We start from the raw sequence: 23,279 nt of genomic DNA, 5'->3' as shown, positions 1-23,279 counted from the left end.
GTCGGGAGCGTTCAGGTCGGGGGAGTGATCACACGGTAACTGGGAGACACCGAAGGGCCCCGATACCGACTCCAGCAACTGGCTGCGGTCCGCTCGGTCTATCCGACGGTCCGCCCGGTCCATCCGACGGTCCTCCGACCTCTTCCAGGTCCCTGCATTGGAACCAGCAGGCTTCGATTTCCGGGGGTTACGGGAAGTCGGTACCACTCGTGAACGTCGGGTGCGAGGGTTCAGTCCCGCCCGCGCCGGCCTGACGACCGGCCATCGCTCCCCGGAGCACTGTCGATGTCGGGACCCGCACCCTTTTATACTGGTCCGAGAGATTGTGGCTACCCCTATCCTTTTACTCACACCGCCGTCAATACCTATCCGATTGTTATGACCGTAACGAAGCAGCGTAATCGCGAGTTCGTTCGGACCTTCTTCACGTCGCCCGCGGCCGTCGACGGCGAGGACACGGCCGAGATGGCCAGGAAGGCCTCACAGCTCCGCGGGATGCAGGCCCCGGACGTGTGGGTGCCGGACAACGAGGACGCCACGGCCCCGAACATGCGAGACGAGGGAGCCGAGAACATCGTCGAGGTCGTCTCCGAGAACGGAGCGGAGTTCCCCGGCGAGATTCACCCCCGTATCGTCTGGCACCGAAACGACCCGGCGACCCGATACCGAGGGCTCCAGCACATGCTCACCATCGCCGACCCCGAGGGCGGCGCCATCGAGCACATCGACGGGTTCGTCGTCCCCGAGGTCGGCGACGTCGACGACTGGAAGAAGGCCGACGAGTTCATCACCATCGTCGAGAACGAGTACGGCCTCGAGGAGGGAAGCATCGCCATGTCCGTCATCGTCGAGAGCGGCGAGTCGGAGATCGCCACCTCGCGCCTCCGCGAGGAGGTCGGCAAGCCCTCCAACAACCTCGACCAGCGCCTCTTCATGCTGGTCGACGGCGAGGTCGACTACACGAAGGCCATGCGCGGGATGACGCCCACCGGCGAGCTCCCGCCGTGGCCCGAGCTCCGCCACAACACCTCCCGTGGCGCCAGCGCCGCCGACCTCATCGCGGTCGACGGCCCCTACGACGACATCCGCGACGTCGAGGGGTACAAGGACCGGATGGTCGAGAACCGTGCGAAGGGCCAGATCGGCATCTGGGCGCTCACGCCCGGCCAGGTCGAGGTCGCCAACACGAACCCGCTCCCGCCCGAGTCGGGCCACTGGTTCTTCGAGGTCGACGACCGCGAGATCGACCTCGAGGACGACGACGGCGTCCAGGTGTACGAGGGTGACCGCGTCTCGCTCGAGGAGACCGGCGACGGCTACCGCCTGACGGTCGGCACCGACACCCACGAGCTCGCCGACGAGGACGAGCTCAAGGAGGCGCTCGTCGACATCGCGTCGTACGTTCCGAGCCTCGGGGACATCGTCGACTCCATGGAGGAGTTCGAGGCCGCGAAGGAGGCCGGCAAGGGCGCCATCGCGATGACCCAGGCCACCACCCTCCGCATCGACGGCGTCGAGGTCGACGTCGCCCGCGACCGCATGTGGGACGAGGCGACCTACCAGGCCGCCCAGACGCCGATCAACCTCTTCCAGGACGTCTACGAGAACCGACCGGACCAGCACGAGGAGCTCGAGGAGCTCTACGGTGCGGAGCTCGTCGAACGCGCGACGCAGGTCGGCCAGTAGGCCGTCGGGTTTCGGACAGCAGACCGTCGACCCCCGGCTTTCCCGCGCTTTTCGACGACACCGGTACCTCTTTCTGCCGGCGTACCGCGAGGGGCGCGTATGCGACGCGCACGCTTGCTCACCCCGGATGGCCCCGTAGCCGGCGAGTACGACGACGGCACGATCTACGCCGAGGACGGCGTTTACGAGGTCGGGACGGACGGCCGACTGCTCCCGCCGTGTGAGCCGTCCGCGCTCTACTGCGTCGGCCGCAACTACGCCGCGACGCTCGACCAGATGGAGTACGAGCGCCCGGCGGAGCCGGACTTCTTCATCAAACCGCCGACGAGCCTCGTCGCCGACGGCCAGCCGATCCCGTACCCGGACTGGACGGACGAGCTGACCTACGCCGGCGAGCTCGTCGCCGTCATCGACGAGCGCTGCCGGGACCTCGACCCCGAGGACGTCTCGGAGGTCGTGCGCGGCCACACGATCCTCAACGACGTGGACGCGTTAGACCAGGTCGGCCGCACCGCGCGGAAGGCGTTCGACGGCTCCGCGCCGCTGGGCCCGTGGATCGAGACGGACGTCGACCCGAGCGACATGGACATGGAGACGTACGTCGGCGGCGAAAAACGACAGGAGGCCAACACCGAGCTGATGCTGTTCGGCCCGGACGAGCTGGTCGCGCACATCTCCGAGCGGTTCACGCTCCGCCCGGGCGACTGCGTCGCCTTCGGCAGCCCGGCGAACCCCGGGCTCGTCGAGCCGGGCGAAGAAGTCGAGATTACCTACGAGGGCGTCGGGACGCTGACGAACGAGGTCGTCGAGGCCGACTTCCCGTAACGAGCGACCGCGGCCCTCTTGCACAGGATAACCACGGCACTGAGCCGCGCCCGAGGCGGCTAAAGTCGCTCCGGAACGCGCGTTTTCTGGGGTTCGTCGTTCGGAGTGATCGATCGGGCACCCATGTGAACTCTACCCAAAGTTTTGTGTTAACGAGTGTCACAATTATTCACATGCCCCTGGTCGAGGACACGGTCAAGTCGATGTTGAGCGAGCTCACCGGCAGCGGTCACCATTACGAATGCGGCGTCTGTGGCGCCGTGTTCGACACCCCCGATCCGCGCTCGGACGGGAAGGAATGTCGTGAATGCGGCGCCGCCAGCGTCAGCCGGACGCTGTGACCGCGCCGTGAGAACCGGCAGCGGATCTCCCTGCGGGACTCCGCAATGAGTATCGGCGGCGTCGTTCGCGGCGGATTTTCGAGTTGCAGTGGTTGCTGGTTTCCGATCCTGTCGCTCAGAGGACCTGATTGACCAGCTCGCTCTCCGGCTCCGTCTCCAGCCGTTCGAGGTTATCGGCCAGGATGTCGGCACAGCGGTCGAAGTACTCCGGCGTGTGCCCCGAGTTGTGCGGCGTGATCCGGACGTTGCCCATCCCCCAGAGGGGGTGGTCCTCCGGAAGCGGTTCCGGATCGGTCACGTCGAGCGCGGCGCCCCGGATAGCGTTCGACCGGAGCGCCGAGAGCAGCGCGTCGGTCTCGACGACCGGCCCGCGCGCGACGTTGACGAGCACGGCGTCGGCCGGCATCGTTCGGAAGAGCTCGTCGTCGACGAGGCCCCGCGTCGCGTCCGAGAGTGGGCAGGCGAGGACGACGTACTCGGCGTCCTTGACGGCCTCGTGGATCTCGTCGAAGCCGTACACCTCGTCGGTCGGGCCGCCCTTCTCCGGCGTGTAGCGCACGCCGACCGTCTCCATTCCGAACGCGTCCAGGCGGTCGACGACCGCGGTGCCGATGGAGCCGAGCCCGACGACGGCCGCGGTCGAGCCGTGGAGTTCGCGGGTCGGATACGCACGCCACTCGCGCTCGCGCTGCTGTGCCTGTGCCCGGGAGAACTGGCGCGCGAAGGCGATCATCGATCCGACGACGTACTCGGAGATGTTCGGCGCGTGGACGCCCGAGGCGTTCGTCACCGCCACGTCGTGCTCCTCGAACGACTCGCGGTCGAGGTGGCCAGTCCCGGCGTAGACACAGGCGAACAGCTCGAGGTTCTCGGCGAGCTCGAGCTGTTCTTCCGAGAGGGAGAACCCGGTCGCGACGCGCGCGTCGCGCAGGTACTCGCGCTCCTCGGCCGGCGTGGTCGCCAGCGCGACCTCCTGGTTGGGGAGCTGCTCGCGGAGTATCTCGGCGTAGTCGGACGCGTCCATGCCGTGGATCTTCTGTCGCAAAACGACGACGTCTACGTCGGTCATACAGGTCGTTCAACGACCTTCCTGAAAAGGCTCCTTACAAAGGCGAACTCTACCCGTGCGCGTTCGAGTTCCGGTCCGGGAATCGTTCGACGGCGACGGCATTACCGGGGAGATTGCGGGAACTCCCGGGGGGCTTGAGGGTGTTCGCTTATAAATGAAGCCGGGTATCGTCGTCTTCGACACCACTTGGCACACGTAGTAGGCCCAGCAACTGAGCGATCGCATTTATAAATAAAACCGGGCGTCGGCGCCATCGATAGCACTCAGCATGCCCAGAAAGCCCCAGCCGCTTTAGCGGTCGCGCTGCTCGCTGCGCTCCTCACAGCTCACTCGCTTCGCTCGTTCGCTGATTGCGGTGCTAGCGTCGCAGGGCGTCCCGCTCAGCGGCTGCCCCTTTCAGTCCCGCCCAGGAGTGGTTGCCGGGCGTCGCGCGCGGCGGCTGCTAAGCAGTCACGGTGCTGGGCGGCCGGCGCGCGCGAGCAACGCGTGCGAGGGGGGGCGGAGCGCGCCGATGCGGTGCGGGACCGGCGCGCCCCGGCCGAGGTTGGGGAGGGCCGAGGCTTGCGGTCGCCGTGCGGTGCTGTCGCGGTGCGGTTGCTGGGCGGTGCTGTTGCGGTCGCTGGGCTGTCCTGGCGGACTGAAAGGGCGATGGCCGCTCGCGCCGTAGGGGAGTCGCTGAGTCGACCCCTATCCGCGCCGGGCGGTGCCTTCGTGAGCGGAGCGAACGAAGGCCAGAAAGTCGCAGCCCGGCAGCCCGCTACTGCAGGCAGCCCGGACCGTCTTTCGCGGCGGAGAGGCGCGGATATGTCGCTCAGCGACCGCGAGCGGCCGAGGGCTTTCTGGGTGTTTGCGGTGCTGTTATGAGCGAGACCGTATCACCTGTTCAAATATCCTTTTAAAGAGTGGCCGAGAGCTCCCCGGCCGTTGCAGTCCAGTGTACCAGCGTCTACGCCGATACACCCATTTATAAGAAAACAGACCACCCGACTCGACAAAACGCCGAACCGACCTACTTCGCGGCGTCGAACGCCTGCTGCAGGTCTTCCTTCAGGTCGTCGATGTGCTCGACCCCCACAGAAACGCGGATGAGCCCGTCAGAGAGCCCGGCCGCCTCGCGCTCCTCCTTCGGAATGGCGGCGTGGGTCATGGCCGCGGGCTGCTCGATGAGGCTCTCGACGCCGCCGAGCGACTCGGCGAGGGTGAAGACCTCCGTCTCGCTGACGACGGTCGAGCCCTGCTCGAGCGTGCCGTCGAACTCGAAGGAGAGCATGCCGCCGAAGTCGTCCATCTGCTCGGCCGCGAGCTCGTGCTGCGGGTGGCTCTCGAGGCCGGGGTAGTAGACGCGGTCGACGTCCTCGTGCTCGTCGAGCCACTCGGCCAGCTCGCCGGCGTTCTCGCAGTGGCGGTCCATCCGGACGGGCAGGGTCTTCGTCCCGCGAAGGACGAGGAAGGAGTCGAAGGGGCCCGGCGTCGCGCCGACGGAGTTCTGGTAGAAGCCGAGCTTCTCGTCGAGGCCGTCCTCGTCGACGATGAGCGCGCCGCCGACGGTGTCCGAGTGGCCGCCGAGGTACTTCGTCAGCGACTGCGAGACGATGTCGGCGCCGAGCTCGAGCGGGCGCTGGAGATACGGCGTCGCGAAGGTGTTGTCGACCGCACAGAGCGCGTCGTGCTCGTGGGCGACGTCGGCGAGCGCCTCGATGTCGTTGACGTTCATCAGCGGATTCGTCGGCGTCTCGACCCAGACGAGTTCCGTGTTCTCCTGCATCGCGTCCTCGACGGCGGCGTGGTCCGTCGTGTCGACGAAGGAGGTCTCGAGGTCGTACTGCTCGTACACCTGCGTGAGGATGCGGTGGGTGCCGCCGTACACGTCGTCGCCGGCGACGACGTGGTCGCCGGACTCCAGCAGGTTCAGCACGGTGTTGATGGCGCCCATCCCGGACGAGAACGCCCGGGCGTGGCTCCCGGACTCGAGGTCCGCGAGGTTCTCCTCGAGGTCCGTCCGCGTCGGGTTGCCGGTGCGCGAGTACTCGTAGCCGGTGTGCTGGCCCGGCGCCTCCTGCTCGTAGGTGGAGTTGGCGTAGATGGGCGTCATCAGCGCGCCCGTCTCCTCGTCCGGCTCCTGGCCGGCGTGGATCGCGCGCGTCTCGATGCGAAGCTGGTGATCGTCGTCGCTCATACTCGGTGATTGTGTGGCAGGGGTGTGATTCTTCCCCTTTACGCCGGCTGTGGTCCGGCGCGACCCGCGTGGGTTCGACAAACGGCTCTTTGTGCCTCTGGAAGACACTTATCCGAACCCCCTGTAGGGCCGGATATGAACCGACGAGACCTCCTCGCGCTGTCCGGAGCGCTCGCCGCGGCGTCGCTGGCGGGCTGTGCCGACGAGATGGCGCCGCGTGCGGACTCGACGCCCGACGCCACCGACACGCCAACCGGAACGGAGCCACCAGCGGCGGAACCTCCCGAGGAGCCCCCGCAGGGCGAACCCCAGGTGGACGACGAGCGTCTCGCGGCGCTTGCCGCCGGCAACGCCGGATTCGCGCTCGACCTGCATCGCCAGCTCGCGGACACGCAGGGTGGCAACACGTTCCTGTCGCCGTACAGCATCTCGGTCGCGCTGGCGATGACGTACGCCGGCGCTCGCGGGGACACGGAAACGGAGCTGCGGGAAACGCTCCGGTACACGCTCGGCGAGGACGTCCACGACGCGTTCGCCGAGATCGACGACGCGCTCGACGCCCGCGAGACCACGACCGACCCGACGGCCGACGAGGAGGACGCCGAAGTCGACGCCTTCCGGCTCGCCGTCGCCAACGCGGTGTGGGGCCAGGAGGGCTACCCCTTCTCCGAGGCCTACCTCGACCTCCTCGCCGAGCAGTACGACGGCGGCTTTCGCGAGGCCGACTTCGCCGGGGATCCCGAGAGCGAACGGGAGCGCATCAACGAGTGGGTCGCCGACGAGACGAACGGAAAGATCGAGGAGCTGCTTCCACCGGGATCCGTCGGCCCGGACACGGTGCTCGCGCTGACCAACGCGATCTACTTCATGGCCGGGTGGCACCACCAGTTCGACCCCGAGAACACGACCCAGGAGAGCGTGACGGCGCTCGACGGGTCGACCGCGACGGTCCCGATGATGGCACAGAGCCTCGAAACCGACTACGCGGACCTCCCGCGGGCACAGGCCATCGAGCTGCCCTACACCGGCGAGGACGTTTCGATGGTGCTCGTACTACCGGACGCGGGCGAGTTCGAGGCCTTCGAGCGCGATCTCGATGCGAGCACGCTATTCGGGATCTTCGAGGCCCTCGGTCGCGCCGAGGGGGACCTGCAGCTCCCCCGATTCGAATACGGCTTCGACGCCAAGCTCTCGAAACCGTTGGCCGAGCTGGGGATGCCGAACGCCTTCACTCCGGACGCGGATTTCTCCGGGATGGTCGCCGGCGACGACGGTCCCTGGATCGACGAGGTGTATCACCAGTCGTTCGTCAGCGTCGACGAGGAGGGGACGGAAGCCGCCGCCTCGACGGCCGTCCTGACACTGGAGAGTATGCCGCCCGAGTCGTTCGACCTGACGTTCGACCGGCCGTTCCTCTTCTGCATTCGCGACAAACCGACGGACACCGTGCTGTTCCTCGGACGCGTGACCGACGTCGGTGCCGCACAGGGGTAGCGATCCGGCGGGGCCACAAAGGTTGATTGTGATCCGGCGGTAGCGTACGGGCACATGACCGACATCGACGAGAACGCCTGGCCGCGGCCGGCTCCGAGCGTCGGCGCCACGGCCGAACGAACCCGAACCGTCGAGGAGGAGGACATCGAGCGCTTCACGGAGATCAGCGGCGACCGGAACCCGCTTCACTACGACGAGGCCGCCGCAGAGGCGTCCGGCTTCGGCGAGATCGTCGTCCAGGGCGGGATCACGAGCGCCATCCTCAACGCAGTCGTCGCCCAGGAACTCCCCGGCCCGGGGACCGTCTTCCTCAACGTCGACTGGGACTTCGAGGCGCCCGTGCGCCCGGGCGACGAGATCACCGGCGTCGTCGAGGTGACGGACGTGCGCGAGGACAAGCCGATCACGGAACTGGAGACGCAAGTGTGTCGGAACGACGACACCCTCGTGCTCGACGGCACTGCGGTCTGCTACACGATGGACGTCGGCGACGCTGACGACGACACGTAGCTGTCCGCCGCTCGATCAGTCGAGCATCTCCGACCCGCCCGGCGGCAGGAACTCCTGGATGAGGTCGGCGCTCGCGACCTTCCGGACGAACGACTCGTCGGCGAACCGCTCCTTGAACTCGCGGTAGAGCTTCGTCGCCATGTCGTTCTGGGCGTACATGCCGGGCTCCAGCTCGACGTGGGTCGCCACGCGGTCGACGATGGCCGACGGCGGGCCCCCGATCGGCCGAGTGACCGGCTCGCACTGGATGCCGATGGTGACCCGACACGGGACGTCCTCGAAGTACGTGCGGTCGCCGCGGATGGCGAACCCGCCCTTCTCCAGGTACTCGCCGCTCTCGGGCGTCTTCGAGACCTGGTCCGGGTCGACCATGTACGCGTCGCCGGCGCCGCGTCCGTCCTTCCAGACCGAGGAGTAGGCGACGGCGAACTGGGCGGCCTCCCGGAGCGTCTCCTCGGAGAAGTCGACCGCCTCGGCCGACTCGGAGGGCCCGGCGGCCTTGAGGATGGTGACGGGGCCGCCGTGGGCGTCCGTGTGGAAGAAGCGGTCGTGTTTGTCCATGTACTTCTTTACGAGCTCCTCGTTCTGGTCGGCGTTGCGCCCGCCGATGACGAGGTAGTCGTCCGAGGTCCGGAACCAGCGGAACCGCTCGTACCAGTTGTCCGTCGAGCGGATCGGGATCGACGACCGCGAGAGCCAGTCGACCTCCTCGAACTCGCCTTCCGCCTCTTCTTCCGCCTCGCCCTCGTCTTCGGCTTCCCACTCCTCGCGGCGCTGTTTGATGGCTTCGAGCTCCGCGCGCGTCTCCTCGAGGGCCTCCTTCGCGCCCTCCTTCTTCTCCTCGACGCGTTTGGCTTCCTGGTAGAGCTGGTCGGCGTTCACCTCGACGCCGGCCGTGGCGTCCAGCTCGATCCGGGTGTCGTCGAGCTCGACCGTGACCGTCCCCTCGCTGCCGTCGACGTTGCGGACGGCCTCCGCGGCCTCGATGCCCTCCTCCGCGCCGGCTTCGAGGGTCTCCTCGATCTCGTCCCAGGGGACGCCGGCCTCGCGGGCGTCCTGGATCGTCGTGAGGACCTCGTCGACGAGGTCGTAGTTCGCGTACAGCAGCTCGGCGCGCTCGCGCTCCTGCTCGGCCTGCTCCTCGAAGCCCTCGATCGCCCCCTCCTGCTGCTCGACGATGCGCTGCTGTTTGGCGATCTCCTCCTCGAACTCCGGCTCCGAGGTGCCCGCCTCCTCGACTTCTTCCTCCTCGGTCCGCTCGAGTCGGTAGAAGTAGTCGTCGACGGCGGCGGTGAAAGAGTCGTACCCCTCGCTGTGGAGGTCCTCGTGCTCGACGAGGGGGAACGGGGTGACGTCGACGACGGAGTCGTCCTCCTCGTAGACGCGGGGGTCGAGGTCGCCGGAGTGGAGCCGTTCGTCGAGGCGGGCGATGGCGTCGTACAGGGCGCGGTAGTGCTCCTCCGTCGCCTCCGCGATGTCGATGGTCTTCTCGACGCCGGCGCGCGAGCAGACCTCCTCCGCATAGAGCCCGCCGAGGTTGAGCTGGGTCGCCAGCGTCCGGACGACGTCCGTATCGGACTCGTTCATCCGGCGGCAGAAGGCGTCGAAGGAGATGTCGAGCGGGTTGAGCCGCGTCCCCGGGTACTCGTACTGGGCGCCGGGGGCGACGGTGCGGGACTTCAGCCGGACCGTCTCCAGCGACTGGACGACCTCGCCGCTCTCGTCGAGGACGGCGATGTTCCCCTGACCGAACAGCTCCGCGACGATGCGGGTGTTCTGGTCCTCGCGCTCGAAGTCGAACGTGAGGATGCGGTCGAACTCGTACTGCTCGACGCCGACGAAGTCGGCCCCGCTTAGCCGGTTCCGCAGCATCTTCGCGAAGTTCGGGGGCCGGCCGGGCGCCGCGCCGACGTGTTCGGGGTCCGCGACGTGCGCGCGCTTGACGTCGCCCACCTCGATCATGAGCTCGACGCGGCCGCGGTCGAAGTCGCGAAGCTTGAGGCGGAGCAGGTCGTCGCCGTACAGATAGGCCTTGTCGACCTTCGCGCCCGTGTACCGGCGGGTCTCCGTCACGAGCGCACGGAGGTCGATGCTCGACAGCTCCTGCTTCTGTTCCATACGTTGCCCACAGGGGCCCCGGAAAAAGGCGTGTCGTTGTCCGTAGCCGGTTACGGGTCGCGCTCGAGCTCGGTCTCCGGTTGCGTCGACCGGCCCGCATCCGTTCCGTCCCGCGCCGGCGGTCGCGACTCACCATCGCCGGTTGCGATCGAGTCCCGCCCCTTCACGTCCTCCAGCGTCTCCGTTTCGAGGAGGGTCTCGAGCTTCCGCTCGAACTGCTCCTCGGTGAGCTCGCCGCGGGCGTACCGGTCTCGGATGGTCTGGAGCGCGTCCCGCCTGTCGGACTCGGCGGTCGCCGTCCGCTCCGAGTCGGACGACTCCCCCTCGCTCCACCACTCCGCCCGGTCCTCCTCGTCGCCGAACAACAACGCGACGATGGGCACCACGGCGACGTAGCCGACGAGCATGAATGCGAGCCACCAGTCCTGCCCCGCGAGCAGGGCCCCCAGCCAGGTCGCGGTGACGACGACGGAGACGATCCCTGTGAGGTTCTCGCGAGCGCGCTCGACGGGACTGTCGTTCGCCATGTCGGGCAGTATCTTCGATGGGTAATATAAGTAGTCGTTTAAATAGGGGGCTCGATACCGAACCGAAACGACGAATACCGACGCCGCAGGCCTCGGGGACGTGCTGACCGGTCGGGCGGAGACGGAGAGCGAGCATCGCCTACAGCGCGTCGACGACGTTCAGGAACCCGGCACCGTAGTACGTCTTGTCGTAGCCCTCGGGGACCTCGGCGGCCGCCTCGAGCGCGGATTCGACCTGATTCGCGTTGTAGTCGGGATTGGCGCTCTTGACGAGCGCGGCGGCGCCGGCGACCTGTGGCGCAGCCATCGAGGTGCCGGCGACCCAATTGTACGAGTACTCGTAGCCGTCGATCCCGATCACCTCGTCCTCCTCGTTCGTCCTGTACTGCGGGACGGCAATCGTGTTGAACACCAGGTCGTAATACCACGGGACCCCGGTTCCGATCGCGTTCAGGTCGGCGTCGCCGCCGGGCGCCCCGAGGTCGAGCGCGTTCGTGCCGTAGTTCGTGTAGAACGCCGGGCTCTCGGCCGGTGCCTCGACGCCCTCGTCGCCCCAGCCGAAGCCGATCGGGCCGGTCGCGCTCACGGAGACGCCCTGGGCCCCTTCGTTGGGCAGGCTGATGAAGTTCTTGTCGTGCTGGAGGTCGGCGCTGTCGTTGCCGGCGGCGATGACCAGGAGCGTCCCCTGGCTGTTCGCGTACGTCATGATGCGGTTGAGCGCCTTGCCGAAGAACTCCCCGACGGCCTGCCGGGGGATCGGATACGCACCGAGGCTGAGGTTCGCGACGTCGGCGTCGATGGCGGCGCTATAGACGACGGCGGCGAGGATGTCGCCGAACGACGCCAGTGCGCTCGGGGAGAACACCCGACAGTCGACGAGATCGGTTTCGGGTGCCGTGCCGGCGACGCCCGCCTCGTTGTCCGTGCTGGCAGCGACGATGCCGCCGACGTGCGTGCCGTGATACCCACCGGCGGCGTTGGCCGAGCCGAAGCCGTCGCCCGTGAAGTTCCGGGAGAGGGTCTCGTTGACGTCGAGGTCGGGGTGGCCTGCAGCCACGCCGGTGTCGATGATCGTGACGCGAGTTCCCTCGCCCTTCGTCGTCTCGTGGGCCGTCGGCACGTCGAGCGCCTGCTTGTCCCACTGGAGGGGATAGCCCGGCTCGTCCTCGACGGACGGTTCGGACACCGTCGGCGCGTCCTCGTTCGGACTCGGGTCGTCGAGCTCGACGTCGACGTCGGGCGCGTAGTCGGCGACGCCGCTCGCGGCCTCGACCTCGGACACCTCGCCGCGGACGACCGCGTAGTCGACGCCCGCGAGTTCGTGGACGACGGTCAGCCCGCCGAGGTCGTCGTTCCCGCCGGTTTCGACGATGAACCGGTCGGTTCGTTCCGCGGCCGCCACCGTCGTTCCGGCCGCGATACCACCCAGTACACCACCACTCACCTTGAGAAACGTTCGTCGGGTCTGCTGCGGCATACGGCATAAATCCGACACGAAGTTTATAAATATGAGTGTTCTCCTACTCGAAGGAACTCGTTAATAGTTGTTCACGTCTCAGCGCGGCGGCTCCGATTCCGCTTCCTCGGTCCCGACGCCGTACTCGACGTCGCCGGCGACGTCCGTCGTCGCATCGTCGGTTGTCGCGTCGTCCGTCGTCGCGTCGTCGGTTGGGCCGTCGGCGACGTCGCGGGTCGTGACCGTCCGGTGCGGGTACGGGATCTCGATGCCGTTCTCGTCGAAGGCCCGCTTGACGGTCCGGATAGCCTGCGAGCGCGTCCGCCGCTCCTTCCGTGCGCTCGGGTTCTCGATCCAGAACCGGTGTTCCAGCTCGACGCCCGACTCGGCGAACCCGCCGGCGACGACCTCCGGGCTCGGCACGTCGCGGACGCTCTCGAGCCCCTCGAGCGCGTCGAGCGCGATCTCCTCGGCCCGGCCGAGGTCCGTGGCGTAGTCGACGGTGACCTCGAACTCGAGCCGGAGCCGGTTCTGGTCGGAGTAGTTCTTCACCTGCGAACCGTTGACGCTGCTGTTCGGGAACACGACCGTCTCCCCGTCGAACGTCCGGACCCGGGTGTGGACGATGGTGATGTCGGTGACGGTGCCGTCGACGTCCTCGATGCTGATCCAGTCGCCGATCTCGAAGGGCCGGGAGAACATAAGGACGAACCCGGCGAACGTGTTGCTGAGCGTCTGCCGGGCCGCCATCCCGACGATGATGCCGAGGACTCCGGCCCCGAACAGGAGCCCGCGGAGGTTGAAGTCCCAGACGGCCAGCGTCACGAGCCCGACGGTGATGATCATCGACGCCTGGAGCACCCGCGTGACGACGCTCACCTCGTGCTCGCCGATGCGGTCGGACTCCTCCGCGTAGGTCTCGACCCTGGCCTCGATGAAGTCGGTCCCGGTGAGGAGGATCCCGAGCAGGACTACCGTGGTCAGGAACCGCGCGACCCACGGCGTCGCCACGTACAGCACGTCCGCGATGGTGCTGGCGACGGACCCGAACCCCCAGACCCAGAGCAGTAGCAATCCAACCGCGATGCCGATGGCGAGCTGGAACAGCCACCTGGCCAGCGTCGTCGGCACGAACCAGCGCACCCACCCCGGCTCGTAAGGGATAGACTCGCTCCGGAGCACTCGCTCGGTGATGAACTGTCCCGTCTGGTCGACTGCCCAGGGGACGACGACGAAGCTAACCACGCCGGTGACCGACAACAGGAGGAACGACACGACGATCCGGACCTCCAGCGACGCGACTAGCTCGACGAGTTTCGGCCCCATCATCCCCACACCTTCTGGTATTATTCACACACGCATCGCGGATAAAACTGATAGCCGAGAGCGTCGCCAGCGACGGGGCGGGGCGTCGCCAGCGACGGGGCGGGGCGTCGCCAGCGACAGGGCGGGGCGTCGACGACGACGAAAGGCGGGTTCGTCGACGAAAGGCGGAGTCGGCGACGAACCCGGGTAGAGGGATTCAGGAGGCGGAGCGCCTACAGCCGGGTCGACACGTACGGGCCGTCCTGGTAGTAGCCGAACTTCTCGCGGTAGTACTGGCGCACGCCGATACCGGAGATGACCGAGAGCTTCCGGTACCCGGCGTCGCGGGCCAGCTCCTCCGCGTGCTGGAGCAGCTTCCGGCCGTAGCCCTCGTGCTGCCAGTCGCCCTCGGTGCCGATGGCCGCCTCGCTGCCGTAGACGTGCAGTTCGCGGACCAGGGCGGCGTCCTCGAGCTCCTGCCGGACCGCGTCGGTCTCGGTGCCCTGCGTGCCGGGCTGGCCCTCGGCGTAGGAGGGGAAGCGCAGGCGACAGAAGCCGATGAGGAGGTCGCGGACGGGGTCCTCGAAGGAGATGAAGTGCTCGGTGCCGCCGGCGACCTCGTAGGTCATGACGTCGAGCTCGATGGCGTCCGGGTCGGGGTCCGCGTCGTTCATGCCGACCTCGCGGGCCCGGATGTCGTTGATCTCGATCCCCCGCTCCTCAGCGCGCTGGCGTGCGAGCTGGCGGAGGTTCGACTTCCAGACGCCGGCGTCGATGAAGTCCGCGGGGATGTCGCGCTGGACGCGCTGGAGGCGCGTGTACTTCGGGATCTCGCCCATGATCTCGGCGACGAGGTCCGCCGCCGTCTCGTTGTCGAGCGGCTCGTAGTCGCCGTTGTGCCACTGGTCATAGACGCGTGTGCCGCGGACGACCAGGGTCGGGTAGATCTTCAGGTAGTCCGGCCGCCAGTCCGGGTTATCGAAGAGCTGCCGGAAGTCCTCGAGGCACATCTCCTTGCTCATCCCGGGCTGGCCCGGCATCATGTGGAAGCCGACCTTGAACGCCGAGTCGCGGAGGCGACGGTTCGCGTCCCGCGAGGCCGCGTTGCCGTGGCCGCGGTGCATCTCGCGGTTGATCCGCTCGTAGGTCGTCTGGACGCCGACCTCGACCTTCGTGCCGCCGAGGTCGAGCATGCGGTCGATCTGCTCGGGGTCACACCAGTCCGGCTTGGTCTCGAACGTCGTCCCGATGTTGCGGATCTCGTTCGTCTCGTTTTCCGCGATGACGTCCTCGAGGTACTCGAACTCGACGTCCTCCGGGTCCTGCGCGAACGACTGTTCCTCGGCCGGTTCGGGGTCCTTGTGGAGGTCGTAGTCGTTCATCGCCTGCAGCGCGCGCTTGACGAACCACTCCTGGTAGTCGTGCGAGCGCGCGGTCATCGTCCCGCCCATCAGGATGAGTTCGACCTTGTCGACGGGGTGGCCGATCTGCCGGAGCTGTTCGAGCCGGAGCGTCACCTGGCCGTACGGGTCGTAGTCGTTCTGCTGGCCGCGGGCCGCGGCCGGCTCGTGGCCCGTGTACGACTGCGAGGAGGAGAACTCCGAGGCGGGGCCGCCCGGACAGTAGAGGCACTTCCCGTGCGGGCACATCTTCGGCGACGTCATGATCGCGACGGGCGAGACGCCCGAGGCGGTCCGGACGGGCTTCCGCTGGACGACCTCCTCGACCTCCTCGCGCCGCTCGTCGGGCGCGTAGTCGAGGAGATCCGTGTTCTTCGGCACCTTCGGGGACGAGAACTCCGAGCAGACGGACAGCTTCGCGGACTCGAGGTCGTCGCGCTCGACGTCGCCAGCGAGGATCCGGTCGACCAGCTCCTCGCAGGCGTTCACGAACGCCTCGGGCTCCCCGGCGTCGGGCTCCCCGCCCTCGCTCGGCGCGTCAGTACTCATTACCCGTGGATCAACGCGTTTCGTGAATAAGGGTGTCGCAAAGGGGCTCCGTGCCGGACCGCGCTCGTCGAAGCGCTCCCGGGCCCCGAACGACAGCGAGGGAGGATTAATGGGCTGGCGTGTGAACGTTACCCATGGACAGTTCCGACTCGAGCGACGGAGCGGAGTCCGCGGCAGCGTCGGACGGCGACGCCGACGAGTCGACTGCGGGCGGCGCCGAAGCGTCGACGGCGGGCGAGCCGCCAGCCGCCGAGCCATCGGGCACGACCGAGGAACCGGACGCGACGGCCGAATCCGGATCGACGGCCGATACCGATGAGTCGAGCGAGGCGGAAGCCGTTCCGCGATGTGACTTCTGTCGGCTCCCCATCTCGGCGGCGCCCGTCGTCTCCGAGCACGGCGGCGTCGACTACGAGTTCTGCTCGAACGCCTGCCGGGAGGCGCTGGAGTCGAGCGGGCGCGTGTTCACGACCTACCATGGCTTTCGCCAGTTCCGCCCCGGCGTCAGCGCGATGGACACCGGGCTTCCGGAGGGGATGCCCCGCAACTCGCTGGTGCTGCTCTCCGGGATGTCCGGCACGCGCGACGAGTCCGTGCAGGCCGAGCTGGTGTGGCGGGCGCTCCAGCGTGGCGAGCCGGCGGTCGTCGTCTCGTTCCTCGAAACGCCGACCTCCGTCGTCCAGGAGTTCGTCAGCATGGACTGGAACGTGCTGCCGTTACTGGAGGCCGGCCAGCTCCGGATCCTCGACTGCTTCACGCACCGGATCGAGGGCGCGGATTCGCCGCCGGAGCGGACCAACGACTTCACCGCCCACCTCCAGTCCGTCGCCCGCGACGCCACGACGACGGTCCGGGACCCGACCGACCTCGGCCAGGTGCTGAGTCGGCTGGAGGACTGTCTTGGCGAACTCGGCATGGACGACGAGGGCATCGTCGTCATCGACTCGTTAACGGAGCTCGGGACGCTCGTCCAGCCCGTCAAGGCGTACGATTTCCTCAAGCGCCTGCGCGCGGACGTCTGCAAGGCCCGCTTCGTCCCGGTGTTCGCGGGCGCGACGATGGCCGGCGACGCGAACGCCTTCCCGCACGACCTGGAGTACATGGTCGACGGCATCGTCGACCTCCGGTTCACGGAAGAGGTCGTCCCCGACACGCTGCTCAAGCAGCTCCGCATCCGCAAGATGACGGGCGTGCTGACGATCCCGGAGTGGCACACCTACGAGTACACCGCCGGGAAGGGCCAGGTCGTCTTCGACCCGGAGGAGGAGATGGAGAAGTCCGACGTCGAACGGTCGACCAGAGCCGAGGTGACGGAACCCGACGGTGAAGACGGTGAGGGAGAGGGCGAGGAGGGCGCGGGCGGCAGCGCCGGCGTCGGCGACGAGACCATCGACGACGTCACTTCGGACTCGGGAACCGACGAGAACGCCAGGGACGTCGGCGACGAAACGATCGACGAGGATGCGGCTGGAAGCGGAGAGAACGGCGACGAGGGGAAGTGACGGCGACGGTGAGAACTGACGGCGACTGAATCGCGAGCTTAGCTCGACAGCTCGGCGATGGCGGCGATGACGGCGTCCTCGACGGCGTCGCGCTCGCCCGAGAGGAACTCGATGGTCCCCTCGCGGACGCCGGCCGAGTGGATGTCGGCCTGGGGCGCGATCTCCGCGGCTTCCGCGGCGACGTCACGAACCGAGAGGTCCATCGTCGAGCGAACGTACAGTTCGTCCGTCGCGAAGCCGAGGGTCACGAAGTCGCCCTCGCGGTGGCGACGGTGGAGCTCGTCCAGCAGGAGGCCTGTCGGCGGGAAGTCGTAGCGGTGGGTGTACGCGTCCGTGTCGAGGACGGCGAACTCGACGCCGTCGGCGGCCTCGCGCTCGATGTTGGCCTCGGCGGTCTCGACCTCGGTCTCCAGCTTCTCGCGGAACTGCTCGGAGACGTGGGCCGCGAGGTCGCCGCCGTCCTCGAACAGCAGGTCGGCGACCAGTTCGCGCTTGTCCTCGTAGGACTGGTAGTACGCCTCCAGCGCGATGGCCTCGCGGAGCTCCGCGACGCGCTCGGCGTCGTAGCCGGCGTCGCGGGCGAGCTCGGTGTAATGCGTCGGGGTCTCCTCCCAGTAGCTCACCGCGGGCAGGTGCGTCAGGTCATCGCGCACGTCGCCGTTGACCGCGGCCGACAGCGACGCGGCGAGCGCGCCCGTCGAGAGGTGGTCGTCGGTGTCGGCGAGCTCCGGCGAGACGAGGGTGTCGACCGTCTCGCGCGTCTCGGGGTCGGCGACCTCGGCGTCGACGACGACGGCCTCGGCGTCGTACACGTCGAGGAGGCCGATGCCGTCGGCGGACTCGACCGTCGATCCGGTGCCGACGAGCAGGAACAGGGGGAGCTTCTCGTCGTGGCGGTCGCGGTCCTGTAACATCCGCGTCGCGTCGTTCGTCGCCGCGTCCATGTCGTATACGGCGCCGTCGAGCGGGCGGCGGTCGAAGTAGTGGTACTCCGCGTCGCTCTGGGCGTGCTCCTCGCGGATAAGCGGGAGCGCGGCGCGTTCGAGTGCGGCGCCGGCGACGTAGCCGTCGGCGGTCGCCGGATGGCGGACAACGATGGGTCGAGACTGCAGGACGGCGCGCCGGATTGCCTGCGCGGCGTCGAGCAGGTCGTCCGAGAGCGTCGCGACCGCGTCGTCGCCGCCGAGCGGCTCGATGTCCTCCGGGCGGGCCTTCTCGGCCAGCGCGTCGGCGAGCCGGCGCTGCACGGTCTCGGCCTCCTCACCCTCCAGCACGGCCAGGGCTTCCGTTTCGATCTGGATCTCGCTGCGGCGGAGCTCGACCTCGCCGTCCAGCCGGACGACGTCGCCCAGCTCGACGTCGGGGTACGCGCGAACGCCTGGCTCGACGAACGCCGCGCCGTCGACGGAGCCGGTCTCGTCGCGGACCTCGAAGACCGTCGGGCCGCCCGTCTGGCGGACGTTGACGACCTCGCCCTCGATGCGGACCTCCTCGTCGACGCGGTCGCCGAGGGTCCCGACCTCGACGCGCTCGAACTCCGTGGCTTCCTCGGCCTCGGCTTCCGTTGTCTCGTCCGTCTCGTGGGCCTCCGCTTCCGCCTCGACGGCTGCCGCGGCGGTCTCGGCCGCTTCCGCGGCCACTTCGGCCGCCTCGGCCTCCTCGGCGGCTTCTTCGGCGCTCTCCTCGACGTCCTCGGCTGCTGCCTCGATCTCCTCGGCGGCAGCTTCGACGTCCTCGGCGACGTCTTCGTCCGCGTCCGCGACGTCCTCGGCCGCGTCTTCGAGCTCCTCTGCGGTCTCCTCGATCTCCTCGGCCTCCTCGGCGACCGCCTCGGCGTCCTCGGCGGCTTCCTCCGCCTTCTCGGCGGCGTCCTTCGACTCGACGGCGGCCTCCTCGGCGGTGTCCTCGACGTCCTCGGGTTCGAACTCCGCCTCGGCGCCGTCGCCCTCCTGGACCAGGTGGCCGCGGAACTCGCGTTCCGCCTGCCGGATCGACCAGCCGAGGTCGACGTTGCCGTTGTCCCGGACGTTCTTCACCTGCACGAAGACGGTGTCGCCCGGCTCCCACTCGAGGGAGTCGAGGCGCATGTCGAGCTCGGAGCGGTGCAGCAGCCCGGTGACGCCGGGCGCGAGGTCGACGAAGACGCCGAAGTCGGCGTAGCCGTCCACGGTACCACGGTAGAATCGGTCGTCGACGAGCTGGTGCGGGCTATCGCCACGGAAATCGAATACGACGTCCTCCTCGTGGGAGTCGCAAACGCGACCCTCCACGGAGGTGCCGCAAATGATACAGGATCCCATTTGTGTGTCAAGACAGCCTCCCGCCTAAAACGGTTGTCGAAAGTCCCTCAGCGCGTCGGCGACGGAACCCCCGAGAATTCCCGAGTACAAACGCGCACGAGGGGTGTCCGACGCCTCGGGGATACTTATAAACCGAATAGCGTTCGCGCGGCGGCGATCGTCCGGTAGCCGACCCCGTAGCCGACGAGCGCGGCGGGGGTCGCCGCGACCGCCGCACGGAGCCAGGACGTGTCGTGAATGGTTCGGAGCCCGTACACGAGCAGGCCGGCGGCGTAGAGCCCACACGTGACGCGCAGGGCCGGGATCGGCGGCCCGGCGAGCGCGAACGGCGCGGACGCGTAGGCGACGACCTGCACGGTCTCGCTAACGCCGCCGCGGTCCCGGACGACGACCGCGAGCGAAACCACGGCGAGCGCGGCCGTCAGGTGCAGCCCGACCGGGGCCGCGAGCAGACCGACGACGAGGAGGGCGACGAGCGCCGAGACGACCGGCGAGCCGACGATGCCCGGGATCGCGCCCGGCGTCGTCGCGAACCAGCCGGTCGCGAACGCGACGGCGACGGTCATCGCGAAGGTGAGGCCCGGGGCCTGATCCCCCGGCCCGACGCCGGTGACGAAGAAGCGCCGCGGTCGAACCAGCACCTCGGTCCACGAGCGGACGAGCGCGCGCGGCCCGCGAGCGCGTCCGCCCTCCGGGTTCTCGATCCAGGTGGTCACGATCCCGTCTCGGGTCGCCGCGCGTAATCCGGTTGCGGTTCTCCTCGTCGCGACCGCTCCTTTCGGGGACTCCAGCTCACGTCCAGCGGTCCAGCCCGGTCTGGACCATCGACTCCTCGATGCGCTCGAAGCCGCGCTCCACCTCGTCGGCGGCGACCTCCCACTCGTCGACGACGTACGCGCGGGCGGCCTCGACGTCCGGGTCGAGGTCGGTGTCGAACTCGTAGTCGTCGGTGACCGGCGGGTCGAAGAACAGCTCGCGGACGGCTTCCGCGTTGGCGATTTCAGCGTCCTCGGCCTCGAGGACGCCCCAGAGGTCGCCGTGCTCGCGGATCGCCTTCACGGCCGTCTTCGGGCCGATACCGGAGACGCCCTCGTTGAAGTCGGTGCCACAGAGCATCGCGGCGTCGACGAGCTCCTGCCGCGAGAAGTCGAGGTCCGCGAGCGTCGCTTCGAGGTCCATCAGCTCGGGGTTGCCCTTGCTCGTCAGCTGGCGGAGCGTGCGGGGCGCGCCGAACAGCAGCGTGTCGTAGTCCTCGCTGCCGGCGTAGTCGGCGTCGCCGACGGCGTTCATGTGCGCGCACTGCGCCTCCCCCTCGGCGGGCGCTTCGACGTACGGGACGTCGAGGCGGTCGAACAGCCCCCGGGTCGTCTCGTGGATCGTCTCCGTGAGCCGTTGCGTGCGGGCCTCCAGGCGAGCCGCCTCCTCGGTCTTGCCGGCTGCCTCCGCCTCGGCCCGTCGCTCCGCGGCGGCCTCCTTCTTCTCGCGGCGCTCCTCGATCTCCGCGCTCTTCAGCTCCGTCACCTCGCCGTCGAAGACGAAAACGGGGATGAGGTCGTGCTCGTAGAACTTCGGGAGCCCCTGCACGATGCCGACGAGGTTGGCGACCTCGGTGCCGTCGCTGGTGGTGTAGATCTCGTCGCGGGTCCACTTCACCGTCGTCGTCAGGTAGCGATACAGCCAGTTGTGCGCGTCGATGGCGACGACGCTCCCCTCGAGTTCGTCGAACTCGACCTCGCGGATCGACGCGAGCGAGCGGAGGTCAGCGTTTCCCATTGTCCGACCGTTGTCCCGGCGGCTCTTAAAAGTGCGATTCCGGCGGGCCGCGCCGAGCGCGGTCCGCGAGGAACGCCTCCTCCGCGCTCGACAGCTCCCGCTCCCGGTCGCGGAAGCGGTCGAGTCCGGCCTGGTACGTCTCGCGGTCGACGGTCGCGGGCGCGTCGAGCGGCCGCTCCAGCACGAGTTCGGCGATCCCCGTCTCCCGACCCGTGAACGCGAACCCGACCTTGTGCAGCGCCTCGTACGCGAAGGGGTTGTTGACCGCGATGCGCGCGCTCTCGTAGCCACCGGCGGTCGCGCGGTCGAGGACCTCGCCGACGAGCTCCGGCCCGAACCCCTCCCCGCGCAGGGCCGCGTGGACCGTCACGTACCGGAGCCACAGCGTCTCCGGCTCGGTGCGGTCCGCGTTGAACGCGACGGCGGCGACCACGTCGTCCGCGAACGTGGCCGGGTCGAGCCCGTCCGGCAGCGGCTGGTCCGGGTCGAACGAAACCGGGTCGGCCGCGCGCAGTACCGCGATGCCGGTCCCGCCGGTGACGAACTTGCCCGCGTAGCTGAACGCCCGGTAGTCCAGCCGGAGGGTCGGCTCCTCGTCGGGCCAGCCCAGCAGCGCGAACTCCATACTGATCCTTGCGTGGCCGCACACAAGAACAGTCGGGAGGGAGTCGGCCTGCGCGGAGACGGCGCTACTCCTTATTAAACAGAACTGGCTGAAGCAGCCACAGTGTCAGGATTATTGGCGTGCCAAAAACCGACGTACAGCAGGTTCTACCTGTCTCGGACTGTTATTTTACGGCCACACCCTTTGCATTGTATTCGAGTGCTATGCTTCCCTTTATTGAGTACCTGGTATCCCTTTCGGCGGCCAGATATTCGAGCTCTTTTGAAATTCTGTCCACACTCCTTACAGTGACCCAGCGTCTTTGCCATGAATACACACAGCACATTGTAGAGCACATACATAATTATTTGGAAGTGTTTAATTACATGACATTCTATCACAGATTAAACGGTTGGCTGACTGTCTTGTTTATTATCGGCTTCCCGGTTTCGGCAGAGACACTGCATAACGACAGCGCGTTTCCAGCGACAGCGGAAACGACGACCACGACCGCCAGTCTGGAGACACGTTTACACTCCTGCAAGCGCAGTATTCCCTATGCACGGCGCCGGCGACGTCCGCTTCTTCGACCGGATCGCGCCGCTGTACGATCGGCTCATGCCCGCCGCGGACCCGGACGCGCTGGGCGCCGGGTTCGCGCGCGCCGAGCGCACGGTCGACCGCGTGCTCGACGTCGGCGGCGGCTCCGGCCGCGCGGCCGAGGCGGTACCGGTCGAGGACCGAGTCGTCGTCGACGTCTCCGAGGGGATGCTGGCGCGAGCGCGGGAACGCGGCCTCGACGCGGTGTGGGGCGACGCCGCACGCCTCCCGGTCCCGGACGCCGCCGTCGACGCGGTCGTGATCGTCGACGCGCTGCACCACTTTCCGGACCAGACCGGCGCGCTCCGCGAGGCCGCTCGCGTACTTCGGCCCGGCGGGGTCCTCGTCGTCCGCGACTTCGACCCGAGCCATCCACTCGGGGTCGCCCTCGTCGCCGCCGAGCGGGCCATGGGGATGGGCTCGTCGTTCCGCGAGCCGGACGCGCTCGCCGTCGACGTCGCCGCTGCCGGCCTCGACGCCTCGGTCGTCGATTCCGGGTTCGGCTACACCGTCGCTGGGGTCGCTCCGAAGCCGGACTGACCGCCGGTCGCTCGGTCCACGGCTGCGACCGTCGATCAGATCCGCACGAAACAAGAGCCCCGGCGACCGACCGTGCCCCATGGACTCGGACAGCTTCCTCGCGTCCCGGCTCGATCGGGGGGCCGCACCCCTCGCGGTCGGCGACGTCGTCGTCATTCTCGGACTGCTCACGTTCGGCGCACTGCAGCACAACACGGCCGCGTTTCTCACCGAGAATCCGGCGTATTTGCTCGGGATCTACGCCCCGTTCCTCATCGGCTGGATCCTCGTGGCACCGCTCATCGGGGCGTACGCGCCGGGCGCCGCGGAGAGCGCGAAGTCGTCCGTTCCGCTGGTCGTTCGCTCGTGGGTGCCCGCGGCGGTCGTCGGCCTGCTGCTGCGCTGGGGCGGCGCGTTCCACGGCGGCGCCGCGCCCGCCTTCGCCGTCGTCATCACCGTCACCGGCGCGGTCGCGCTCGGCGTCTGGCGGTACGTCTACTTCAAGGTCCGGGGCTGAAGCACGCG

At 68.3% G+C, this 23,279-nt stretch carries 19 protein-coding genes; 8 read left to right on the top strand and 11 right to left on the bottom strand.

Annotated elements, in window-relative coordinates; genetic code table 11:
- The first annotated feature begins 378 nt into the window (after positions 1-378).
- From aceB to ACQE3M_RS09440, 3 genes are all read left to right on the top strand, one after another.
- Positions 379-1,686, top strand: coding sequence for a malate synthase AceB (gene aceB / locus ACQE3M_RS09450; RefSeq protein WP_430505355.1), 1,308 nt, complete (start codon positions 379-381; stop codon positions 1,684-1,686).
- 99 nt (positions 1,687-1,785) lie between these two features.
- The gene (locus ACQE3M_RS09445) at positions 1,786-2,511 is read left to right on the top strand and encodes a fumarylacetoacetate hydrolase family protein (RefSeq protein WP_430505354.1); all 726 of its coding nucleotides are present in this window, start codon (positions 1,786-1,788) and stop codon (positions 2,509-2,511) included.
- A gap of 173 nt (positions 2,512-2,684) precedes the next feature.
- Complete coding sequence (locus tag ACQE3M_RS09440) at positions 2,685-2,852, top strand: hypothetical protein (protein WP_430505353.1); 168 nt, start codon at positions 2,685-2,687, stop codon at positions 2,850-2,852.
- A gap of 115 nt (positions 2,853-2,967) precedes the next feature.
- Here ACQE3M_RS09440 and ACQE3M_RS09435 read toward each other — a convergent pair whose 3' ends face one another.
- Together ACQE3M_RS09435 and ACQE3M_RS09430 are read right to left on the bottom strand one after the other, a co-directional pair.
- Positions 2,968-3,921: a D-2-hydroxyacid dehydrogenase gene (locus ACQE3M_RS09435; protein WP_430505352.1), complete on the bottom strand. Its 954-nt coding sequence runs from the start codon at positions 3,919-3,921 to the stop codon at positions 2,968-2,970.
- Positions 3,922-4,930: 1,009 nt separating this feature from the next.
- Positions 4,931-6,097 (bottom strand): cystathionine gamma-synthase, encoded by a 1,167-nt coding sequence (locus ACQE3M_RS09430; protein ID WP_430505351.1) that lies wholly within the window; start codon positions 6,095-6,097, stop codon positions 4,931-4,933.
- 135 nt (positions 6,098-6,232) lie between these two features.
- On the opposite strand from ACQE3M_RS09430, the gene ACQE3M_RS09425 reads away from it, so the two are divergent.
- Together ACQE3M_RS09425 and ACQE3M_RS09420 are read left to right on the top strand one after the other, a co-directional pair.
- Entirely contained in the window at positions 6,233-7,591 is a 1,359-nt protein-coding gene (locus ACQE3M_RS09425) for a serpin family protein (RefSeq protein WP_430505350.1), read from the top strand.
- Between the two features lie 54 nt (positions 7,592-7,645).
- Positions 7,646-8,101 (top strand): MaoC family dehydratase, encoded by a 456-nt coding sequence (locus tag ACQE3M_RS09420; protein WP_430505348.1) that lies wholly within the window; start codon positions 7,646-7,648, stop codon positions 8,099-8,101.
- Between the two features lie 15 nt (positions 8,102-8,116).
- On the opposite strand, the gene rqcH is transcribed toward ACQE3M_RS09420, so the two are convergent.
- The 5 genes from rqcH to ACQE3M_RS09395 form a co-directional block, all read right to left on the bottom strand.
- Positions 8,117-10,219: a ribosome rescue protein RqcH gene (rqcH, locus tag ACQE3M_RS09415; RefSeq protein ID WP_430505347.1), complete on the bottom strand. Its 2,103-nt coding sequence runs from the start codon at positions 10,217-10,219 to the stop codon at positions 8,117-8,119.
- Positions 10,220-10,269: 50 nt separating this feature from the next.
- A complete protein-coding gene (locus ACQE3M_RS09410) occupies positions 10,270-10,746 on the bottom strand; it encodes an SHOCT domain-containing protein (RefSeq protein ID WP_430505346.1) in 477 nt (158 codons plus the stop codon).
- 139 nt (positions 10,747-10,885) lie between these two features.
- Positions 10,886-12,223 (bottom strand): S8 family serine peptidase, encoded by a 1,338-nt coding sequence (locus ACQE3M_RS09405; protein ID WP_430505345.1) that lies wholly within the window; start codon positions 12,221-12,223, stop codon positions 10,886-10,888.
- A gap of 78 nt (positions 12,224-12,301) precedes the next feature.
- Positions 12,302-13,531, bottom strand: coding sequence for a mechanosensitive ion channel family protein (locus tag ACQE3M_RS09400; protein ID WP_430505344.1), 1,230 nt, complete (start codon positions 13,529-13,531; stop codon positions 12,302-12,304).
- 209 nt (positions 13,532-13,740) lie between these two features.
- A complete protein-coding gene (locus tag ACQE3M_RS09395) occupies positions 13,741-15,456 on the bottom strand; it encodes a tRNA uridine(34) 5-carboxymethylaminomethyl modification radical SAM/GNAT enzyme Elp3 (RefSeq protein ID WP_430505343.1) in 1,716 nt (571 codons plus the stop codon).
- A gap of 134 nt (positions 15,457-15,590) precedes the next feature.
- Between ACQE3M_RS09395 and ACQE3M_RS09390 the strand changes: the two genes are divergently transcribed.
- Positions 15,591-16,958: an ATPase domain-containing protein gene (locus tag ACQE3M_RS09390; RefSeq protein ID WP_430505342.1), complete on the top strand. Its 1,368-nt coding sequence runs from the start codon at positions 15,591-15,593 to the stop codon at positions 16,956-16,958.
- Positions 16,959-16,996: 38 nt separating this feature from the next.
- Here ACQE3M_RS09390 and ACQE3M_RS09385 read toward each other — a convergent pair whose 3' ends face one another.
- From ACQE3M_RS09385 to ACQE3M_RS09370, 4 genes are all read right to left on the bottom strand, one after another.
- Positions 16,997-19,258, bottom strand: a complete 2,262-nt coding sequence (locus tag ACQE3M_RS09385; RefSeq protein WP_430505341.1) for a DHH family phosphoesterase — start codon at positions 19,256-19,258, stop codon at positions 16,997-16,999.
- Between the two features lie 125 nt (positions 19,259-19,383).
- Positions 19,384-19,974: a YIP1 family protein gene (locus ACQE3M_RS09380; RefSeq protein WP_430505340.1), complete on the bottom strand. Its 591-nt coding sequence runs from the start codon at positions 19,972-19,974 to the stop codon at positions 19,384-19,386.
- Positions 19,975-20,050: 76 nt separating this feature from the next.
- The gene (fen, locus tag ACQE3M_RS09375) at positions 20,051-21,031 is read right to left on the bottom strand and encodes a flap endonuclease-1 (RefSeq protein ID WP_430505339.1); all 981 of its coding nucleotides are present in this window, start codon (positions 21,029-21,031) and stop codon (positions 20,051-20,053) included.
- Positions 21,032-21,056: 25 nt separating this feature from the next.
- A complete protein-coding gene (locus ACQE3M_RS09370) occupies positions 21,057-21,656 on the bottom strand; it encodes a GNAT family N-acetyltransferase (RefSeq protein ID WP_430505338.1) in 600 nt (199 codons plus the stop codon).
- Positions 21,657-22,193: 537 nt separating this feature from the next.
- Here ACQE3M_RS09370 and ACQE3M_RS09365 point away from each other — a divergent pair.
- Both ACQE3M_RS09365 and ACQE3M_RS09360 read left to right on the top strand, forming a co-directional pair.
- Positions 22,194-22,775 (top strand): class I SAM-dependent methyltransferase, encoded by a 582-nt coding sequence (locus tag ACQE3M_RS09365; RefSeq protein WP_430505337.1) that lies wholly within the window; start codon positions 22,194-22,196, stop codon positions 22,773-22,775.
- A gap of 79 nt (positions 22,776-22,854) precedes the next feature.
- The gene (locus ACQE3M_RS09360; protein WP_430505336.1) at positions 22,855-23,271 is read left to right on the top strand and encodes a DUF3054 domain-containing protein; all 417 of its coding nucleotides are present in this window, start codon (positions 22,855-22,857) and stop codon (positions 23,269-23,271) included.
- The last annotated feature ends 8 nt before the right edge of the window (positions 23,272-23,279 follow it).

Origin of the sequence: Halosubterraneus shenae, assembly GCF_050510935.1 — an archaeon.
Lineage (GTDB): Archaea > Halobacteriota > Halobacteria > Halobacteriales > Haloferacaceae > JBDGPU01.
This window is presented reverse-complemented; position numbering and strand designations above follow the sequence as displayed.

What these genes read in the sequence shown, in the direction of transcription:
- aceB (WP_430505355.1), top strand. Translation starts at nt 379, where the DNA reads ATGACCGTAACGAAGCAGCGTAATCGCGAGTTCGTTCGGACCTTCTTC.
- ACQE3M_RS09445 (WP_430505354.1), top strand. Translation starts at nt 1,786, where the DNA reads ATGCGACGCGCACGCTTGCTCACCCCGGATGGCCCCGTAGCCGGCGAG.
- ACQE3M_RS09440 (WP_430505353.1), top strand. Translation starts at nt 2,685, where the DNA reads ATGCCCCTGGTCGAGGACACGGTCAAGTCGATGTTGAGCGAGCTCACC.
- ACQE3M_RS09435 (WP_430505352.1), bottom strand. Translation starts at nt 3,921, where the DNA reads ATGACCGACGTAGACGTCGTCGTTTTGCGACAGAAGATCCACGGCATG.
- ACQE3M_RS09430 (WP_430505351.1), bottom strand. Translation starts at nt 6,097, where the DNA reads ATGAGCGACGACGATCACCAGCTTCGCATCGAGACGCGCGCGATCCAC.
- ACQE3M_RS09425 (WP_430505350.1), top strand. Translation starts at nt 6,233, where the DNA reads ATGAACCGACGAGACCTCCTCGCGCTGTCCGGAGCGCTCGCCGCGGCG.
- ACQE3M_RS09420 (WP_430505348.1), top strand. Translation starts at nt 7,646, where the DNA reads ATGACCGACATCGACGAGAACGCCTGGCCGCGGCCGGCTCCGAGCGTC.
- rqcH (WP_430505347.1), bottom strand. Translation starts at nt 10,219, where the DNA reads ATGGAACAGAAGCAGGAGCTGTCGAGCATCGACCTCCGTGCGCTCGTG.
- ACQE3M_RS09410 (WP_430505346.1), bottom strand. Translation starts at nt 10,746, where the DNA reads ATGGCGAACGACAGTCCCGTCGAGCGCGCTCGCGAGAACCTCACAGGG.
- ACQE3M_RS09405 (WP_430505345.1), bottom strand. Translation starts at nt 12,223, where the DNA reads ATGCCGCAGCAGACCCGACGAACGTTTCTCAAGGTGAGTGGTGGTGTA.
- ACQE3M_RS09400 (WP_430505344.1), bottom strand. Translation starts at nt 13,531, where the DNA reads ATGATGGGGCCGAAACTCGTCGAGCTAGTCGCGTCGCTGGAGGTCCGG.
- ACQE3M_RS09395 (WP_430505343.1), bottom strand. Translation starts at nt 15,456, where the DNA reads ATGAGTACTGACGCGCCGAGCGAGGGCGGGGAGCCCGACGCCGGGGAG.
- ACQE3M_RS09390 (WP_430505342.1), top strand. Translation starts at nt 15,591, where the DNA reads ATGGACAGTTCCGACTCGAGCGACGGAGCGGAGTCCGCGGCAGCGTCG.
- ACQE3M_RS09385 (WP_430505341.1), bottom strand. Translation starts at nt 19,258, where the DNA reads ATGGGATCCTGTATCATTTGCGGCACCTCCGTGGAGGGTCGCGTTTGC.
- fen (WP_430505339.1), bottom strand. Translation starts at nt 21,031, where the DNA reads ATGGGAAACGCTGACCTCCGCTCGCTCGCGTCGATCCGCGAGGTCGAG.
- ACQE3M_RS09370 (WP_430505338.1), bottom strand. Translation starts at nt 21,656, where the DNA reads ATGGAGTTCGCGCTGCTGGGCTGGCCCGACGAGGAGCCGACCCTCCGG.
- ACQE3M_RS09365 (WP_430505337.1), top strand. Translation starts at nt 22,194, where the DNA reads ATGCACGGCGCCGGCGACGTCCGCTTCTTCGACCGGATCGCGCCGCTG.
- ACQE3M_RS09360 (WP_430505336.1), top strand. Translation starts at nt 22,855, where the DNA reads ATGGACTCGGACAGCTTCCTCGCGTCCCGGCTCGATCGGGGGGCCGCA.